This is a genomic window from Streptomyces sp. NPDC020958 (assembly GCF_055562175.1).
The window spans coordinates 371,197-388,160 of record NZ_JBVHFU010000005.1 but is presented as its reverse complement, the minus strand read 5'-3'; the positions used below and the strand labels follow the sequence as shown (position 1 = coordinate 388,160).

Below are 16,964 nucleotides of genomic sequence, written 5' to 3'. Positions count from 1 at the left end.
ACCACACAGGCGCCTCTCAGGGAACGCCTGGGAACCCCCTCACGTGCGCACGGACTCCTCGCCACGACCGCGCACCGCTGTGCGGATCATGTGGGTCCCCCGTGCGCCGCGGGCCTGGCATGAAGCGCGGATGAGACCCTGATGAGAGCGTACCGGGCCGGACTTCCCCCGGCTGTCAGAAGAGCCCCTCCTGGGGCGCCGCGAACTCCCGTACCACCAGGGGCGGCAGGCCGCCGTCCGGCTCCGCGACGGCGGTCAGGTGCCAGCCGGGCAGCAAGCGCGTGTCGAGGACGATCACCCCGCTCCGGGTGGCGAGGTGCAGGTCCGGCCCGGCGGCCGCGACGAGTTCGCCGCTCACCCCGGCACCGGGAGCGAGCCCGACCACCTCACCCACGGCCGCGGGGATCCCGGCAAGCCCGAACACCCGTACGTTATCGACGACTTGACAGGGCTCCGGCACCAGCGCCTCCGGCCACCCGCCCAGCGCGAGGGCGCGCGCGTGCAACAGCTCGATCTCGGCTGCCCGCTCCCCCTCGCTCGCGGGCAGCAGGGACCGTACGACGCGCTTGTCGCGGTACGGGATCCGGTCGGGCACCTTGAGCGCGGCGCGGAGCAGTTCCTCGGTCCGCCGTGCGGCCATCAGCGGCCCGGCACCCAGCCAGCTGAAGCAGACGGCACCCTGCTCGAAGAGCCGCGCCGATCCGCGCTCGACGGCGGTGATCCCGACCTTGACCATCCCGGGCCCGAACCACGCGAGATACACGTGGTACGGCCGCGGGTCGTCGGCGACGGTGTCGGCGGCGACGGAGTGGGCCCGGTCCAGCCGCGCGCACTCCTCGCACCGCGCGCCGGTGCTCCGCGCCGGCACGGCCGCCCGGACCGGACAGGGGTTCCCGCGCGCCCCCACGCACTCCCGGGCACCCCCCTCGACGGCCTTGAAGGCGACCCGTCTCCCCCGGACGAGCGGACTGCGCCGCCCACCGCTCCACACCAGCACGGGCCCGTCGTCCGACCACCGCAGTCCCGAGCATCTCCACAGCTGTGCCATCACTCGCGAGGGTAGAGGGCGGTACTGACATCGGGGGCATCGACGGCCGGGCTCCCCGGTCAGCCACCGGCCTCCGCGACGGCCGCCTCCGGTTCCCCCGCGAGCACGGCACCCCCGTCGCCGCCCGTCCCCTCCGCGCTGTCCGCGCCGTCCGCGCCGTGCGCCGGCCGGAGCTCGGACGCCGTACGAGGTCCTCGGCCCGCCAGCCGGCAGGAGACGCATCCGGGGTGGCCGTCGCGGGCGCCCGCGTCACGCACCCCGAGGGCCCACTGCGCCCTGGCCCGCGGTCCCGGCGGCTTGCCCCAGCCGGCCAGGTGCAGATACCAGGTGACCAGGACACTCACGGCACACACCGCGAGCCCGGCGACCAGGACGGGGACCGAGACCGCACACACCGCCACCCCCAGCAGCCCGCTGCCGACCGTCGCGATCGCCGTTCCGGTCCACCCCGCGACCGTGTGACCTTCGTCGTGCTGACTCACGTGACCGACTCCCTCTCCAGGGCCGACTAGAATCCCTCACAACGTAAGAAATTTAACCCCTGAATCTCTCACATGCTAAGGGAATTCGGGAAGTCGTCGACGAGGAACCGGGAACGACCATGCAAGGCACACCTCGACCGCCCGCCGACCCGGCCCACGCCCTGTCCGCGATGGACCACCTCATCGCGGCCCACCTGATCGGCCAGCAGGAACTGGCCCGGCGGCTCGGGCTGAGCGTCACGGACCTGACGTGCTTCGGGTTCGTCCTGGAGGCGGGCGACGACCTGCTGACGGCGGGCGACCTGGCCGCCCGCGCCCATGTGACGACCGGCGCGGTGACCGGCATCCTCAACCGCCTGGAGCGCGCGGGGTACGTCACCCGGCGCCCCGACCCCGGGGACCGCCGCAGGGTCCGCGTCGCCGCGCTCCCGGACGCCGTCACCCGCGTGACAGGCGTGTACGCCGGCCACTACGCACGCCTCACCGAACTGTTCGCCGACTACAGCCCCGAGGAACTGGCCACCCTCACCGACTGGTTCACGCGTGCGACCGCCCTGGCCCACGACTACCTGGAGAAGATGAAGCGGACCGACTCGGCGGACCCCTGCTGACGGCCGCTGGCCTGAAAAATCGAACACATGATTGAATCCGGTCATGCGAACGTTCCCCGACGACCTCGCCCGGGCCCAGCAGGAGTGGAGTGCCGTCTACCGGCGGCTGGCCGCGCGCCCCGGCCGCACCGAACTGCGCCGGCGCCTGTACCGGCTGTCGGTCCAGGTCTTCTTCCACCCCCACTGGCAGCAGCACCGCCCGGACCCGGCGGCCTGGCGGGAACTGCGTGACCGGGCCCGGCCGTACGGGGACACGGGCGAGCGGTTCCGACCATGACGCACTGGAATGCGGGACCGGCCGTCCCGGACGATCCTGAAGACATGTCCGGACCGATTCGCGTGATCATCCACCCGCCGTCCCCCACCGGCGGCCGGCGTGTCCGCGTGGACGGCGAGATCCTCGGCCTGGCCCACAACGCGGCCGACGTCGCGGAGTTCCTCCGCCGCGCCGGACTGGAGATCGATCCCGCGGAGGTCGCGGAGGCACCGTGGATCGACTGGCGGGGACCGGGCCCCGACCACTGGGGCCCGGAACCCACCGACTGACCGGCCCCGGCCCGCCGGGATCAGGAACGGATGAACGCGAGGATGTCCGGGTTGAGGACCTCCGGGTGGGTCGACAGCATCCCGTGCGGATAGCCCTCGTAGGACTTGAGGGTCCCGTTCCTCAGAAGCTTGACCGTCAGGGGCGCCGAGTCGTCGTACGGGACGACCTGGTCGTCGGTTCCGTGCGCGACGAGGACGGGCACCTCGATCTGCCGCAAGTCCTCGGTGAAGTCGGTCTCGGAGAACGCCGCAACGCACTCGTAGTGCGCGTTCGCCGCGCCCATCATGCCCTGGCGCCACCAGTTGTCGATCAACCCCTGCGACACCTGCGCTCCGGGACGGTTGAAGCCGTAGAACGGCCCCGAGGGAATGTCGATGAACGACTGCGCCCGGTTACCGGCGACGCCCGCACGGAAGCCGTCGAAGACCTCCATCGGCAAGCCGCCCGGATTGGCCTCCGTCTTCAGCATCAGCGGTGGCACCGCACCCACCAGGACCGCCTTCGAGACACGGCCGGGCTTGGCGCGGGCGACGTAGCGGGCGACCTCGCCACCGCCGGTGGAGTGGCCGATGTGCACGGCGCCCCGCAGGTCGAGTGCGTCGGTCAGGGCGGTCACGTCCGCGGCGTAGGTGTCCATGTCGTGGCCGGTCGCGGTCTGGGTGGAGCGTCCGTGGCCACGGCGGTCGTGGGCGACGACTCGGTAGCCCTGCGCCAGGAAGAACAACATCTGGTTGTCCCAGTCGTCGGCGCTCAGCGGCCACCCGTGGTGGAAGACGATCGGTTCCCCGTCCCGAGGACCCCAGTCCTTGTAGAAGATCGTGGTGCCGTCGTCGGTCGTGACTGTCCCCATCGCAGATCCTCCGCTCGTCCAGGCGCACCCCGGTCCCGGAGGAATGGGTGGGGGGTACGCGGGACTTCACGCCCAGTTGGCGCGGTCCGGATGCATGGCCCACGTTACGCGCTGCCCCTGCGGGCCACATCCGCAGCTTGTCGACGTCCGGGCCTCCGCCGGCCGGATGGACCGAGAGCAGGGGCCCGAGAACTGGGATGGATGTCAAAGGCCCCGCCGGGCGAACCGGCGGGGCCTTTGATCTGTGTGCACTCGGCAGGATTCGAACCTGCAACCTTCTGATCCGTAGTCAGATGCTCTATCCGTTAAGCTACGAGTGCTTGTTGTTCTATTTTCTGTCTTCGATCCTTGCCCTTCCGGGCCGCTCTCGGCGACAGGAAGAACAGTACATGACTGCCGCCGCCATGTGAAATCCGTTAGGCATACCCCTTGCGACCTGCGAAAACATGGTCAGCGAGGGTTGGTGGGCCCTGGATGCACCGAAGCCCCGGTCCAGGTGGACCGGGGCTTCGGTGATCAGGTGGCGGAGGCGGAGGGATTTGAACCCTCGATGGGCTTTAAGGCCCAAACCGCATTAGCAGTGCGGCGCCATAGACCGGACTAGGCGACGCCTCCAGCACAGCCGCCCGCGTGAGCGCGAGTGGTGCGTGCAGATGATGACACAGTCGAGCGTGCTGTCACCAATCGGCTCCCACGGTACTAGGCAGCCGGGGCGCAGGGCAAAGGCCTTTGGCCGGCGGGGCGCCGCGCCGCGCCGCCGTACGACGTCGCGCGCAACGTCCGGGCGAGCCGCGCGTTGGGCAGGACATGGCCCACCTCACCGTGCGCGGCGCCCTCGGGGCCGTCGCCGCCGTCCTCGGATTCGTCCCGGCGCTGCCCGCGCCCGCCTCCGTCGCCGTACCGGCCGACCACCTCACCGTCGCCGTGCGGCATGCCGGGGGCGGGCGGGACGGGACGTACGAACTGTTCTGTCACCCCGGCGCCGGCAGTCACCCGGACGTGGACGGCGCGTGCCAGGCGCTCGACCGGAACACCCGCTGGGGCCGGGACACCTTCGCCCCGGTCGCCCCGGGCACCGCCTGCACCATGATCTACGGCGGCCCCGCCACCGCCCATGTCACCGGCACCTGGGCGGGCCGTCCGGTCGACGCGACGTATGACCGCAGCAACGGCTGCGAGATCGGACGCTGGAACCACCTGGTGCCGCTGCTGCCCGACCTCGGTCCGTGAACCCACGGCGCGACGCCCCGCCCCCGCCAAGGTCCCGCGGAGGTGTGACGGAGGTGAGGCGCGTCGGTCACATGTTCGCCGTCACTTCGTCGTGCGACCTCCCTCTCATCCGGCGCCGTGACCGGAACCGGTGCCTTTAGACTCCCTCGCGTGACACGTCGCGGGCCGGTTGGCAAGATGGCCCGAGCGGTCGGCAAGGTGCGGTAACAGGGAGGAAGCGTCTCGTGAGCAGCAGGCCATCCCGAGGCGCTGCTCGCCTCGCAGCCATACTGGACGCGCTGCCGGACGCGTTGGTGCTGGTCAACGCCAACGGAACCGTCGTCAACGCGAACACCATCGCCCTGGAGGCCTTCGAGGCCCCGGGAACGGCGCTGGTCGGGCGCGGGCTGCTCGACCTGCTCCCGGAGTTCGACTCGCGGCTCATCCCGGGCTCGATGCGGCGCCCCGACCACATGGACCCGCGCGGCCGGACCAAGCCGACCCGGATGGTGGCCCGGCGGACCGACGGCACGGAGTTCCCGGTCGAGGTCACCAGCGCCAACCTGGAGAACGGTCAGCAGGCGTACGACGGTCACGGCTACAGCGGCGACGAACTGCTGATGATCGTCGTACGGGACCTGACCGGCACCGTCGACACCGAGGCCGAGCTGGCGCGTTCGCAGCGGCAGACCGAGATGATCCTGCGCGCCGCGAGCGAGGGTGTCGTGGGCACGGACACGGACGGACGGATCGTCCTCGTCAACCCGGCCGCCGCCCAGATACTGGGGTACCGGGCCGGTGAGCTCGGCGGCAAGGAGCTGCACAACCTCGTGCTGCACTCGCGCGCCGACGGCTCACCGTTCCCGTTCGCCGAGTCGCCGCTCGCCGACACCCTGCGCTCCGGGCGCAAGCACCGGGTGCGCGGGCAGGTGCTGTGGGCCAAGGGCGACAAGCGGGTGCCGGTCGACCTGACGACCGCGCCGGTGCGCGACGGCGACCAGCTCGTCGGCGCCGTGATGACCTTCACCGACCGGCGGCCGTACGACGCCGTCGTCGACGAGAAGGCCGCCCTGGAGAAGGCGCACGCCGAGGAGCTGGAGAGGCTCTCCGAGGAGCACGCCTCCGACCTGACCGCGCTGCGCCAGAAGCACGTCACCGAGGTGGAGGAGCTGCGCGAGCGGCACGCCGAGGAAGTGGCTGCGGGCGAGGACCGGTACGCGGCGCTCGGCGAACGCGAGAAGGACCGCTACGAGGCCCTGCACGGACGCCACGAGCAGCTCCTGACCCTGCTCGCGCAGTCGCTGCGCGGCCCGCTCGACGAGCTGCGCCGCGAACTGGCCACGCTCGCCGCCGACGACGCCGGGCAGCTGTGGCCCGAGGCCAATCAGGTGCTCCACCACCTCTCGGCCGGTTACTCACGGATCACCCAGCTCATCGACAACGTGCTCGGCTACCAGCGGCTGGACGCGGGGGTCGAGGACATCACCCGTACGAAGGTGATGCTGGACGCCGTCGTCGCCGCCGGTGTGGACGGCGCGGTGGATCTGATCGGCCCCGGTCGGGTGCAGTTCGCAGTGCACGCGCCGCCCATCGAGGCCGAGGTGGACCCGCGGCTGCTGGCCGTCGCGCTCGCGCATCTCATCGCGGACGTGGCCGGCGTCGACGCGACCGGCAACTCGCCCGTCTCGGCCGGCGGATATATGGACAACACCGTCGTCGTCGCGGCCGCCCAGCGCGGCGAGGTCGTACGGATCGAGGTGCGCGGGCCGTACACCGGGGGAGACCCGGTGCACGAGCCGATCGTGCGCGGGATCGTGCGCGCGCACGGCGGGGTGCTCCAGACCCACGAGGTGCCCGGCATGAGCGGCAGCGCGTTCGTGCTGGAGGTGCCGATCGGTGCGGGCGCCGGGGCCGTCGCCGCGCCGCCCGGGGCCGAGGTGGCCATGTTGTCCGCCGCCGACGAGACGGCTGCCGCCGGCCGACGGCGGGCCCGGCGGTCCTCCGTCGACGCCTTCCTGGAGAGCGACGTCCCCGGCGAGGCCGGGGAGGCCGGGGAGGGTGAGGCACCGGGCGTGCCGACCGGACGGCGGCGCAGGCGTACCGCCGAGGCGATGGAGCAGGAGAGCGGACCCGCCGCGCTGGAGAGCGCGGAACCGGGGTCCGGCGGGACCGGACGGCGGCGCGGGCGTCCGGCCGACGGCGACGCCGGGGTGGCCGGAGTGGCCGGAGTGGCCGCTGAGGGTGCTGTGGTGACGGCGGCCGAGCAGGGGGCCGGTACGGCCGCCTCCGGTACGGGTCTCGGCGGCACCGTTCCGCCGCAGGGTGTGCCCGCGCCCGCGTCGGGACATCGCGGGCGGCGGGATTCCGACGAACCGCACGCACTGCCGCCGGCGCTGCCTCCAGCGGGGCAGACCACCGGGCAGGCCGCCGGACAGACCGCCGAGGAGCAGCCGAGCGGACGCCGACGCCGGGCGCTGGCCGCGGCCGCGGAGCGGGCCGAGCAGCAGGAGGCCCAGCAGGCGGGCCCCCGGCCGGTGTTCGCGCTGCCGCCCGCCGAGGCCGACCGCACCCCAGAGCCGACCGGGGCGGCGGGCGACGAGGGCCGGCACGACGCCGCGGCGCCCGACCAGGACGAGGACCACACCCCGCCGCAGCCCCACCCCACCAGCGCACCGACCGGCCGACGACGCCGCGCCGTGGGGCAGCCGATGGAGGCGGGGGGCGGGACCGGGGCCGGGGCCGGCATGCCCGGTGTGCAGGAAGTACCCGGAGTGCCGGGTGCGCCAGGAGTGCCCGGGGTGCCGGGTGCGCTGGGTGCGCCGGGGGTGATGAGCGCGGCCGCAGTGCCTGGGGCTGGGGTGCCTGGGGCATCCGGGGTGTCCGAGCTGCAGGCCGTACCGACGGTGCCCGCGCAGGCGGTGGCGCCCGGACAGCAGGTTCCCGCCGGGGCGCAGCCCGTACCGCCCGCGCAGCAGGTTCCCGCCGGACAACCCGTTCCCACCGGGCAGCCCGGACAGGGCATCCCGGTTCAGGCCGGGCCCGCCGGACAGGTCGCCGTGCCGACCGGTCTGCCCTTCGGCCAGGCGGTGCCAGGGCAGCAGCCGGGCCAGCCGGTGCCCCCGGTGCAGGCAGGTCAGCCCGGCCAGCCGGTGCCTCCGGTGGTGCCGGGCGCGGCCCCGGTACCGGCGCAGGCCCAGCCGCAGAGTGCCGTACCGGTGGTCCCCGGCCAGCCGGTACCGGCGCAGGCGCAGGCCCAGCCGCAGAGTGCCGTGCCGGTGGTCCCGGGCCAGCCGGTGTCGCCCCAGCCGGGCCCCGCACAGCCCGGGCAGCAGCCCGTACCGCCCGCGCAGCCCGCCCCGGCTGCCCAGGACGCCCAGGTCCCCGCCCAGCCGCTTCCGGCGCAGGCCGCGCCCGCTTCCGTACCGCAGCAGTGGCCGGGCGCCGACGACGCGGTCGCCGCCCCGCAACCGGCGCGCGCCGCGCAGCCGTTGCCCGCCGAGGCGGCGGCGACGGCCGTGCCGGTGGACCCGGATTCCACACAGGGCCGGGCGTTCAGCGTGCGGACGTTGGGGCAGGGTGTGCCGTTCTCACGGCAGGCCGCGCAGGTGCAGCAGCCGACGGCGACCCCGCCGCCGCACCAGCCCGGCGGCAACGGACGGCGCCGCAAGCTGGGCACGCGCCCGGACCCGGCCCCCGGTGCCGAGCAGGCGCGGCCCGAGCAGTCGGCGCGCCCGCATCCGCCGGCCGAACAGCCGGTGACCGCCTCGCCCGTGACCGCCCCGCCGGTGCCTGCCCAGCCGCTGTCGCAGCCGTCGCCGGCCGGGCAGTCCCGGCTGGCGGGTGCCACCGACGGCGCCGGCCGGTCGTACGCCATAGGCGCGCCCGACGTGAACGCGGCCGAGGGCCCCGAACCGCTGGACGGCCCGGGTGGCGCGGTCGAGGTCGCGGACCCGCCGCGTCCGCAGCCACTGGACGACGAGCTGCCCCCGGAGCCGCTGGACAACCCGCGCCGGCTGCTGGTCTGGCCGGCGCCGGACGTCACCACCCAGCAGGCGCTGAGCGACCGCGGCTACCGGCCGGTGATCGTGAACTCCCGGGACGAGGTCGACGCGCAGATCGCCGCGTTCCCGGCGGCGCTGTTCGTGGACCCGCTGACCGGGCCGATCACGCGCACCGCGCTGCAGTCGCTGCGGCAGGCGGCGGTGGCGGCCGAGGTGCCGGTGATGGTCACGGCCGGGCTGGGACAGGCGACGCGCGAGGCCGCGTACGGTGCCGATCCCGCCGTACTGCTGAAGGCGCTCGCGCCCCGGGACAGCGAGCAGCATCCGCCGCGGGTGCTGCTGATCGAGGAGCACGCGGAGATCGCGCTCGCGCTGACGTCGACGCTGGAGCGGCGCGGCATGCAGGTGGCGCGGGCGGCGAGCGACGCGGACGCGGTGACGCTGGCGGGGCAGTTGCGGCCGAACCTGGTGGTGATGGACCTGATGCAGGTGCACCGCCGCCAGGCCGGGATCATCGACTGGCTGCGTGCGAACGGGCAGCTGAACCGGACGCCGCTGGTGGTCTACACGGCGGCGGTCGACCAGGCCGACCTGCCGCGGCTGGCGTCGGGCGAGACGGTGCTGTTCCTCGCGGAGCGGTCGACGAGTGCCGAGGTGCAGAGCCGGATCGTGGACCTGCTGGCCCGGATCGGTACGAACTGAGGAGCGCCGTCGGGGAACTGCCGACCTTCGGCTCACGGTTGTCCGTGGCTGGTCGCGCCCACGCGGCGGCAGCCGCACATCGGCCGCCGCCCCGCGCCCCTGACGGGGCGCTTCAGCGCGGGGCGCTCAGAGGCTGGTGACGTCCAGCTCCCCCTCGGCGTACCGCCTCCTGAGCACCTTCTTGTCGAACTTGCCCACGCTCGTCTTCGGCACCGCCTCGATCACGGTCCACCGCTCCGGCAGCTGCCACTTGGCGATCTTCCCCTCCTCGGCCAGGAAGATGCGCAGGGTCTCGAAGGTGGCCGTGGAGCCCTCCCGCAGGACGACCGTGGCCAGCGGGCGCTCGCCCCACTTGTCGTCGGGGACGGCGACCACGGCCGCCTCGGCGACGTCGGGGTGGGACATCAGCGCGTTCTCCAGCTCGACCGAGGAGATCCACTCGCCGCCGGACTTGATGACGTCCTTAGCGCGGTCGGTGAGGGTGAGGAAGCCGTCGGGGGAGATGGTGCCGACGTCACCGGTCTTCAGCCAGCCGTCCTCGCTGAACTTGTCGGCGGGGCGCAGCGGTTCGGCGTCGGGGCCGTTGTAGTAGGCGCCCGCGATCCAGGGGCCGCGCACCTCCAGCTCGCCGGCCGACTCGCCGTCCCAGGGCAGGCGTTCGCCGCCGGGGCCGCTGAGCCGTGCCTCGACACCGGCCGGGAAACGGCCCTGGGTGAGGCGGTACGCGAACTCCTCCTCGGTGCCCACCACATGGGCGGGCGGGCGGGCGATCGTACCGAGCGGGGAGGTCTCCGTCATGCCCCAGGCGTGGCAGACCCGCATGCCCAGCTTGTCGAAGGCGGTCATCAGGGACGGCGGACAGGCCGCGCCGCCGATGGTGACCTGGGTGAGGGAGGAGACGTCACGCGGGTTGGCGGTGAGTTCGCCGAGCAGGCCCTGCCAGATGGTGGGGACGGCGGCCGCGTGCGACGGACGCTCCTTCTCGATCATCTCGGCGAGCGGGGCCGGCTGCAGGAACCGGTCCGGCATGAGCAGGTTGACGCCGGTCATGAAGGTGGCGTGCGGCAGACCCCAGGCGTTGACGTGGAACTGCGGTACGACCACCAGCGAGGTGTCCTGGTCGGTCAGGCCCATCGACTGGGCCATGTTGACCTGCATGGAGTGCAGGTAGATCGAACGGTGGCTGTACACCACGCCCTTGGGGTCGCCGGTGGTGCCCGAGGTGTAGCACATGGCGGCGGCCCGGCGTTCGTCCAGCTCCGGCCAGTCGTACGTGGTCGGCTTCCCCGCGATCAGCTCCTCGTACTCGTGTACGGCCGCGGTGGCGCCCGCCAGCGGGGAACGGTCGCCGGGGCCGGACACGACGATGTGCCGGACCGTCGGCAGCTTGGACAGCAGCGGGGCGATCATCGGGATGAGCGAGCCGTTGACGAGGACGACCCGGTCCGCGGCGTGGTTGACGATCCAGACCAGCTGCTCGGCGGGCAGCCGCAGGTTGAGCGTGTGCAGGACCGCGCCCAGGGACGGGATCGCGAAGTACGCCTCGGTGTGTTCCGCATTGTTCCACATGAGGGTGGCGACCCGCTCGTCGTCCCGGACCCCCAGGTCGTCGTGGAGGGCGTGGGCCAGCTGGGCGGCGCGGGCGCCGATCTCGGCGAAGCTGCGGCGGTGCGGTTCGTCCTCGCCCGTCCAGGTGGTCACCTGTGACGCACCGTGGATCGTCGACCCGTGGGTCAGGATCCTGGAGATCAGCAGCGGTACGTCCTGCATGGTGCTCAGCACGGCGTCCTCCCGGGGGCGTCATTGCCTGCTCGGTGGTGAAGGGGCTGCGCTGATTCTGCTCACATACCACTCGGTATGTCACTAGGAGAAGGGCAACAAAGCGCGGCCGGTCACCGGGCGAGGACCAGCTCCGGGTCCTCGCGCAGCTTGCCGAGCGCACGCGACACCGCCGACTTGACCGTGCCCACCGACACCCCGAGCACCTCGGCCGTCTGCACCTCGCTCAGGTCCTCGTAGTACCGCAGCACGACCATCGCCCGCTGCCGCGCGGGCAGCTTCATGATCGCCCGCCACATGGCGTCGTGCAGCGCCTGCCGCTCGGCCGGGTCGTCCTCTCCGGGCACCGGCTCCGGCTCGGGCAGTTCGTCGCACACGAACTCGTCGACCCGGCGCTTGCGCCACTGCGAGGTCCGGGTGTTCAGCAGGGCCCTGCGCACATAGCCGTCGAGCGCCCGGTGGTCCTCGATCCGCTCCCAGGCCACGTACGTCTTGGCGAGGGCGGTCTGGAGGAGGTCCTCGGCGTCGCTCGGGTTCCCGGTCAAGGACCGGGCGGTTCGCAGCAGCACCGGCTGGCGGGCCCTGACGTACGACGCGAACGACGGATACGCCCGCTGGTACGGGCCGGTCCGCCTCGCCGAGACGGCGGCGTCCGAAGCACTGGTGCAGACGGGTGTGGTCATGGCTCCACGCTATGAGTGAGCGGTACTCCGGCGTATCGGCCGCAGGTCCCGAAGGCGAGTCCCCCTCAGGTTGTAGGGGTGGGGCTGCCTACACCTCCTGAAGGTGGAGTACGGGCGCGGACTCCTGCGGGTTTACCCCTGCGGGCGCCCTGCGGACCACACTGCCGGGTTCACCCGTCCGAGGTCAGCACCAGGCCGGACGTCGGCACCCCCGTACCGGCCGTGACCAGGACCCGGTCCGCCCCCGGTATCGGGTTCGCGGCCGTGCCGCGCAGCTGGCGCACCCCCTCGGCCACCCCGTTCATCCCGTGCAGGTACGCCTCCCCGAGCTGGCCGCCGTGGGTGTTCAGGGGCAGCCGCGCGCCCGCCACGAAGTCCGCCCCCTCCCCTCGGCCGCAGAACCCGAACTCCTCCAGCTGCATCAGCACGAACGGGGTGAAGTGGTCGTACAGGATGCCCACGTCGATGTCGGCCGGGGCGAGCCCCGAGGTGCGCCACAGCTGCCGGGCCACCACGCCCATCTCCGGCAGCCCGGTCAGGTCGTCCCGGTAGAAACTGGTCATCTGCTCCTGGGCCCGGCCCGCCCCCTGCGCGGCCGCCGCGATCACGGCCGGCCGCTGCGGCAGGTCGCGCGCCCGCTCCACCGAGGTGACGACGAGGGCCTGGCCGCCGTCCGTCTCCTGGCAGCAGTCCAGCAGCCGCAGCGGCTCGACGATCCAGCGCGAGGCCGCGTGCTCGGCAAGCGTGAGGGGACGGCCGTGGAAGTAGGCGGCCGGGTTGGTCGCCGCGTATCCGCGGTCCAGCACGGCCACGTGCCCGAACACCTCCGGGGTCAGCCCGTACGTGTGCAGGTAGCGCTGCGCCGCCATCGCCACCCAGGACGCCGGGGTGAGCAGTCCGAACGGCAGCGCCCAGCCGAGCGCCGCCCCCTCCGCCGACGGCTCCCGGTGCTGCACCCCCGAGCCGAAGCGGCGGCCCGATCTCTCGTTGAAGGCGCGGTAGCAGACCACCACCTCGGCGACCCCGGCCGCGACGGCCAACGCCGCCTGCTGGACCGTGGCGCACGCCGCGCCGCCGCCGTAGTGGACGCGGGAGAAGAAGGACAGCTCGCCGATCCCGCATGCCTGGGCCACGGTGATCTCCGGGCTGGTGTCCATCGTGAACGTCACCATCCCGTCCACGTCCGCCGGGGCCAGCCCCGCGTCGTCCAGCGCGGCCCGCACCGCCTCCGCCGCCAGCCGCAGCTCGCTGCGCCCCGAGTCCTTGGAGAACTCGGTGGCCCCGATCCCCACGATCGCCGCCCGCCCGCCGAGCGAGTCCCGGCCCCGCACGCTCACGAGTCCGCTCCGTCCGTGCCGGTACCGGTGCCGGTGACGGTGTCCGTGTCCGTGTCCGTGTCCGTGTACGTGTACGTGATGGTGACCGTCACCGTGGCCTCGGTGAAGGCCACGGTCACCGTGCCGGTCACGTGGTTGCCGATGCCGTTGGCGCCGACCACCCGGACCGTCGCCGAGCCCGCCTCGCCGTCCAGCTCCTCGATGCGGCCGGTCAGCACCATCGTGTCCCCCGGGTAGTTGGGCGCGCCGAGCCGGATCGCGACCTTGCGCAGCTCCGCGGTCGGGCCGAAGCAGTCGGTGACGTACCGGCCGACCAGGCCGTTCGTCGTCAGGATGTTCATGAAGATGTCCGGTGAGCCCTTCTGACGGGCCAGTTCGGCGTCGTGGTGCACGTCCTGGTAGTCCCGGGACGCGATCGCCCCCGCCACGATCAGCGTCCGCGTGATCGGGATCTCCAGCGGCGGCAGCTCGGTGCCCACCCCCGGCCGTGTCGTCTCAACTCCCACTCGCGATCATCTCCCCCAGCTCCTGGAGCACTTCGCCCCCGCTGCCCAGATACGCGTCCAGCTGGCGCCCCCACAGGAAGTGCCGGTGCACCGGATGCTCCACGTCGGCGCCCGCACCGCCGTGCAGGTGCTGCCCCGTGTGCACCACCCGCTGCCCCGCCTCGGACGCCCACCAGGCGGCGGTCAGCGCGTGCGTCGCGTACGGCAGCCCCTCGTCCCTGCGCCAGGCCGCCTCGTACGCCGTCACCCGTATCGCCTCGATGTCCATGTGGGCGTCCGCGGCCCTCAGCTGCACGGCCTGCCGGGTGGCGAGCGGGCGCCCGAACTGCTCGCGGGAGTTGGTGTGCGCGACCGCCCGGGCGAGGGAGCCCGCACAGACCCCGGCCTGGAGTCCGGCGAAGGCGGTGCGGGCGGTGGCGAGGACGTCGGCGTAGGGGGAGGGAGTGGGGGTGGCCGTGGGGCTGGGGGCGGAGTCGGGGCCGGGGCCCGGTCGGGGATGGTGGGCGCCGAGGGGTTCGGCGGATGCGTCGTGGAGCGTGAGGCGTCCGGCCGACCAGGGGGCGGTCAGCTCGGTCTCCTCGACGCCGGTGCCCTCTCCGAGCGCCACCAGCCACAGCCGCCGCCCGGCGTCCGCGACCAGGACGTGCGTGGCGTCACGCAGCCACGGGACGACGGGGACGGTACCGCTCAGCCCCGGGCGCCCCCCGGGCCGTACCGCGGATGGCGCGGGCGCGGACGGTCGTACCGCCGGCTGGGCCGGGAACGCGCCGGTCACCACCAGCGTCCCGTCGCCGATCCCGGGCAGCAGCCGCTCCCGCTGTTCGGCCGTACCGTGCGCGGCGATCGCCAGCTGCCCGTACACACAGCTCGCCGCGTACGGCACCTGGGCGGTGGTGCGGCCCTGCTCCTCGAGGAGCAGTACCAGCCCGAGGAGGCCCAGCTCCGATACCGCGGCCACCAGCCCGGCCGCGGTGAGGGCCTTCCACAGCTCCGGGTCACTGCCGGTGCCGGCGGCCCGCAGCCGTTCGTGGGTGGCGAGGTCGGCGAAGATCCTGGCGGCCAGCTCGCGGGCCTCGGCCTGGGGTTCGGTCGGCGTGAAGTCCATGTCAGACCTGCCCTTCGAGACCGTCGACGACCCGGAAGACGGGCAGGGTCAACGCCCCGTCCCCGTGCTCGTCCCCGTCCCCGTAGCGGCGGAACTCCACCCGTACCGGCAGCCCGATCCGCACCTTGTCGTACGGCACCCCGACCACGTTGCTCACCATCCGCACCCCCTCGGCCAGCTCGATCAGGCCCACGGCGTAGGGAGGGTCGAAGGCCGGGAAGGGCGGGTGGTGCATGACGACGTACGAGTAGACCGTGCCCTGCCCGGACGATTCGACGGTGTCCCAGTCGAGGGAGCCACAGGCGTTGCACCCCGGCAGCCAGGGGTGGCGCAGGGTGCCGCAGCCGGTGCACCGCTGGATGAGCAGGCGCCCCTTCGCCACCCCCTCCCAGAAACCGGCGTTGTCCCGGTTGACCACCGGGCGGGGACGCCGGGGCCGGTCGGCGGTCGGCCTGGCACGCGGGGCGTACTTGAGGATGCGGAACCGGTGGGTGCCGACGAGGTCGTCACCGACCCGGACGTCCGTGCGGGTCGTGACGAAGTGGCCCGTGCCCAGCCTGGTCGTCTTCCGGTCGGACACCGACTCGATCACCGTGTCGAAGACGATCTCGTCCCCCGGCCGCAGCGGCCTCAGATACTCCTGCTCGCAGTCGGTGGCGACCACCGAGGTGCAGCCGGCCCCGTCGAGCAGCGCCATCAGTTCGTCGTACGCGCCGGTGCGCCCCAGGTGCCCCGACAGACCGCCCATCGTCCAGGCCTGGAGCATGGTGGGCGGGGCGACGGCCGCAGGGCCCCGGTACGCCGGGTGGGTGTCGCCCATCGCCTCGCACCAGTGCCGGATCATCGGCAGGTTGACCGGATCCCGGCCCACGCCGGAGACGGCGGCCGGGTGCCCTTCGTACCCCCTCAGCCGTGCCGTCAGCTCATCGCTCCCGTCGGTCACGGCCACCCCTCCTCATCCCGAGCCGCATCGTCGCGACGATCTCCCGCTGCACCTCGCTCACCCCGCCCCCGAACGTGTTGATCTGCGCCGCCCTGTTGAGCCGCTCCAGCTCGCCGTCCTCGAACGCCCCCGGCGAACCGGGCCGGACCCAGGCCGCCTCGCCGACGATCTCCTGACACATGCGATACGTCGCGACTGCCGATTCCGTTCCCGCGAACTTCACTCCACTGGCCTCCGCGGGGGCTACCCGGCCCGCCCCCGCGTCCGCCACCAAACGCCAGCTGAGCAGGCGATTCGCCGCGAGCCTGGCATGTGCTTCGGCCAGCCGAAAACGAATCCAGGGCTCGTCAACACGGCGCCGGCCCGTCACCGGATCGGGGATGCGGGCGGCGGCGAGCGCGGTCGCGTAGTGGTCCTCGGCCTGCATGGCGGTGGCGGCGAGGGCGACCCGCTCGTGGTTGAGCTGGTTGGTGATCAGCGACCAGCCGTCGTGCTCGGCCCCGACCAGGTTCCCGGCGGGGACGCGGACACCGTCGTAGTACGTGGCCGTGGTGACCTGGCCGCCCACCGTCTCGATCGGCGTCCAGGAGAACCCGGGGGTGTCCGTGGGGACCAGGAGGATCGAGATACCGCGGTGCTTGGGCGCCTCGGGGTCGGTGCGGCAGGCCAGCCAGATCCAGTCGGCGTGCTGGGCGCCCGAGGTGAAGATCTTCTGCCCGTCGATCCGCCAGCCGTCGCCGTCCCGCACCGCCCGGGTGCGCAGCGAGGCCAGGTCGGTGCCGGCGGAGGGCTCGCTGTAGCCGATGGCGAAGACCAGGTCGCCGCGGAGGATGCCGGGCAGAAAGCGGGCCTTCTGCTCCGCGCTGCCGTACTTCATCAGCGTCGGTCCGACGGTGTTCAGCGTGACCATGGAGACGGGGGCACCGGCCCGGTACGCCTCGTCGAAGAACACGAACTGCTCGTCGGCGCCGCGGCCTTGACCGCCGTACTCGACGGGCCAGCCGAGGCCGAGCAGGCCGTCCGCGCCGATGCGGCGCAGCAGGGCACGGCGTTCCTCGGGCTCCTCCGGGGCGGGGGACGGGATCAAGGACCGGAAGTACGCGCGCAGTTCGGCGCGCAGCCGCTGCTGGCGTTCGGTGGGGGCCAGATGCATGGTTTCTG

The 16,964-nt window shown here is 73.1% G+C and carries 15 protein-coding genes and 2 tRNA genes; 5 read left to right on the top strand and 12 right to left on the bottom strand.

Annotated features, from left to right (window positions below; translation table 11 throughout):
* Positions 1-175: 175 nt before the first annotated feature.
* Positions 176-1,048 carry a DUF2797 domain-containing protein gene (locus ACZ3KP_RS18730; protein WP_467500827.1) on the bottom strand — a complete coding sequence of 291 codons (873 nt, stop codon included), beginning with the start codon at positions 1,046-1,048 and terminating at the stop codon, positions 176-178.
* Positions 1,049-1,107: 59 nt separating this feature from the next.
* Positions 1,108-1,530, bottom strand: coding sequence for an HGxxPAAW family protein (locus ACZ3KP_RS18725; protein ID WP_467500825.1), 423 nt, complete (start codon positions 1,528-1,530; stop codon positions 1,108-1,110).
* A 119-nt stretch (positions 1,531-1,649) separates the two neighbouring features.
* Between ACZ3KP_RS18725 and ACZ3KP_RS18720 the strand changes: the two genes are divergently transcribed.
* Genes ACZ3KP_RS18720 through ACZ3KP_RS18710 form a run of 3 tightly spaced genes read left to right on the top strand, consistent with a single transcriptional unit; the run spans position 1,650 to position 2,687 of the window.
* Positions 1,650-2,141 carry a MarR family winged helix-turn-helix transcriptional regulator gene (locus ACZ3KP_RS18720; RefSeq protein WP_467500823.1) on the top strand — a complete coding sequence of 164 codons (492 nt, stop codon included), beginning with the start codon at positions 1,650-1,652 and terminating at the stop codon, positions 2,139-2,141.
* Positions 2,142-2,184: 43 nt separating this feature from the next.
* Entirely contained in the window at positions 2,185-2,418 is a 234-nt protein-coding gene (locus tag ACZ3KP_RS18715; protein ID WP_358971379.1) for a hypothetical protein, read from the top strand.
* A 44-nt stretch (positions 2,419-2,462) separates the two neighbouring features.
* Positions 2,463-2,687: a hypothetical protein gene (locus ACZ3KP_RS18710; protein WP_132888247.1), complete on the top strand. Its 225-nt coding sequence runs from the start codon at positions 2,463-2,465 to the stop codon at positions 2,685-2,687.
* Positions 2,688-2,707: 20 nt separating this feature from the next.
* Here ACZ3KP_RS18710 and ACZ3KP_RS18705 read toward each other — a convergent pair whose 3' ends face one another.
* The 3 genes from ACZ3KP_RS18705 to ACZ3KP_RS18695 all read right to left on the bottom strand — a co-directional run bounded on the left by ACZ3KP_RS18705 (position 2,708) and on the right by ACZ3KP_RS18695 (position 4,153).
* On the bottom strand, positions 2,708-3,538 hold the full coding sequence (locus ACZ3KP_RS18705; RefSeq protein ID WP_467500820.1) for an alpha/beta fold hydrolase: 831 nt from the start codon (positions 3,536-3,538) through the stop codon (positions 2,708-2,710).
* Between the two features lie 247 nt (positions 3,539-3,785).
* Positions 3,786-3,858: transfer RNA gene (locus tag ACZ3KP_RS18700), tRNA-Arg, on the bottom strand.
* Positions 3,859-4,059: 201 nt separating this feature from the next.
* Positions 4,060-4,153: transfer RNA gene (locus ACZ3KP_RS18695), tRNA-Ser, on the bottom strand.
* A gap of 192 nt (positions 4,154-4,345) precedes the next feature.
* Between ACZ3KP_RS18695 and ACZ3KP_RS18690 the strand changes: the two genes are divergently transcribed.
* Together ACZ3KP_RS18690 and ACZ3KP_RS18685 are read left to right on the top strand one after the other, a co-directional pair.
* Positions 4,346-4,768, top strand: a complete 423-nt coding sequence (locus tag ACZ3KP_RS18690) for an SSI family serine proteinase inhibitor (RefSeq protein WP_467500818.1) — start codon at positions 4,346-4,348, stop codon at positions 4,766-4,768.
* Between the two features lie 224 nt (positions 4,769-4,992).
* The gene (locus ACZ3KP_RS18685) at positions 4,993-9,450 is read left to right on the top strand and encodes a hybrid sensor histidine kinase/response regulator (protein WP_467500816.1); all 4,458 of its coding nucleotides are present in this window, start codon (positions 4,993-4,995) and stop codon (positions 9,448-9,450) included.
* A 126-nt stretch (positions 9,451-9,576) separates the two neighbouring features.
* On the opposite strand, the gene ACZ3KP_RS18680 is transcribed toward ACZ3KP_RS18685, so the two are convergent.
* The 7 genes from ACZ3KP_RS18680 to ACZ3KP_RS18650 form a co-directional block, all read right to left on the bottom strand.
* The gene (locus tag ACZ3KP_RS18680) at positions 9,577-11,232 is read right to left on the bottom strand and encodes a long-chain fatty acid--CoA ligase (protein WP_467500814.1); all 1,656 of its coding nucleotides are present in this window, start codon (positions 11,230-11,232) and stop codon (positions 9,577-9,579) included.
* Between the two features lie 110 nt (positions 11,233-11,342).
* On the bottom strand, positions 11,343-11,912 hold the full coding sequence (locus tag ACZ3KP_RS18675) for a SigE family RNA polymerase sigma factor (protein ID WP_467500812.1): 570 nt from the start codon (positions 11,910-11,912) through the stop codon (positions 11,343-11,345).
* A gap of 170 nt (positions 11,913-12,082) precedes the next feature.
* A complete protein-coding gene (locus ACZ3KP_RS18670; protein WP_467500810.1) occupies positions 12,083-13,249 on the bottom strand; it encodes a lipid-transfer protein in 1,167 nt (388 codons plus the stop codon).
* Positions 13,246-13,755 (bottom strand): MaoC family dehydratase, encoded by a 510-nt coding sequence (locus tag ACZ3KP_RS18665; RefSeq protein WP_467500808.1) that lies wholly within the window; start codon positions 13,753-13,755, stop codon positions 13,246-13,248. Before ACZ3KP_RS18665 ends, ACZ3KP_RS18670 begins: the two co-directional genes overlap by 4 nt.
* Positions 13,745-14,860: an acyl-CoA dehydrogenase family protein gene (locus ACZ3KP_RS18660; RefSeq protein WP_467500806.1), complete on the bottom strand. Its 1,116-nt coding sequence runs from the start codon at positions 14,858-14,860 to the stop codon at positions 13,745-13,747. The genes ACZ3KP_RS18665 and ACZ3KP_RS18660 overlap by 11 nt, the downstream gene beginning before the upstream one ends.
* A 1-nt stretch (position 14,861) precedes the next feature.
* Positions 14,862-15,803 (bottom strand): bifunctional MaoC family dehydratase N-terminal/OB-fold nucleic acid binding domain-containing protein, encoded by a 942-nt coding sequence (locus ACZ3KP_RS18655; RefSeq protein WP_467500804.1) that lies wholly within the window; start codon positions 15,801-15,803, stop codon positions 14,862-14,864.
* Positions 15,784-16,956, bottom strand: coding sequence for an acyl-CoA dehydrogenase family protein (locus ACZ3KP_RS18650; protein ID WP_467500802.1), 1,173 nt, complete (start codon positions 16,954-16,956; stop codon positions 15,784-15,786). Before ACZ3KP_RS18650 ends, ACZ3KP_RS18655 begins: the two co-directional genes overlap by 20 nt.
* Positions 16,957-16,964: the final 8 nt, after the last annotated feature.

Excerpts from the sequence above, each read along its gene's own strand:
- ACZ3KP_RS18720 (WP_467500823.1), top strand. The coding sequence starts at position 1,650 with ATGCAAGGCACACCTCGACCGCCCGCCGACCCGGCCCACGCCCTGTCC.
- ACZ3KP_RS18650 (WP_467500802.1), bottom strand. The coding sequence starts at position 16,956 with ATGCATCTGGCCCCCACCGAACGCCAGCAGCGGCTGCGCGCCGAACTG.
- ACZ3KP_RS18690 (WP_467500818.1), top strand. The coding sequence starts at position 4,346 with ATGGCCCACCTCACCGTGCGCGGCGCCCTCGGGGCCGTCGCCGCCGTC.
- ACZ3KP_RS18705 (WP_467500820.1), bottom strand. The coding sequence starts at position 3,538 with ATGGGGACAGTCACGACCGACGACGGCACCACGATCTTCTACAAGGAC.
- ACZ3KP_RS18660 (WP_467500806.1), bottom strand. The coding sequence starts at position 14,860 with ATGGACTTCACGCCGACCGAACCCCAGGCCGAGGCCCGCGAGCTGGCC.
- ACZ3KP_RS18730 (WP_467500827.1), bottom strand. The coding sequence starts at position 1,048 with ATGGCACAGCTGTGGAGATGCTCGGGACTGCGGTGGTCGGACGACGGG.
- ACZ3KP_RS18675 (WP_467500812.1), bottom strand. The coding sequence starts at position 11,912 with ATGACCACACCCGTCTGCACCAGTGCTTCGGACGCCGCCGTCTCGGCG.
- ACZ3KP_RS18715 (WP_358971379.1), top strand. The coding sequence starts at position 2,185 with ATGCGAACGTTCCCCGACGACCTCGCCCGGGCCCAGCAGGAGTGGAGT.
- ACZ3KP_RS18710 (WP_132888247.1), top strand. The coding sequence starts at position 2,463 with ATGTCCGGACCGATTCGCGTGATCATCCACCCGCCGTCCCCCACCGGC.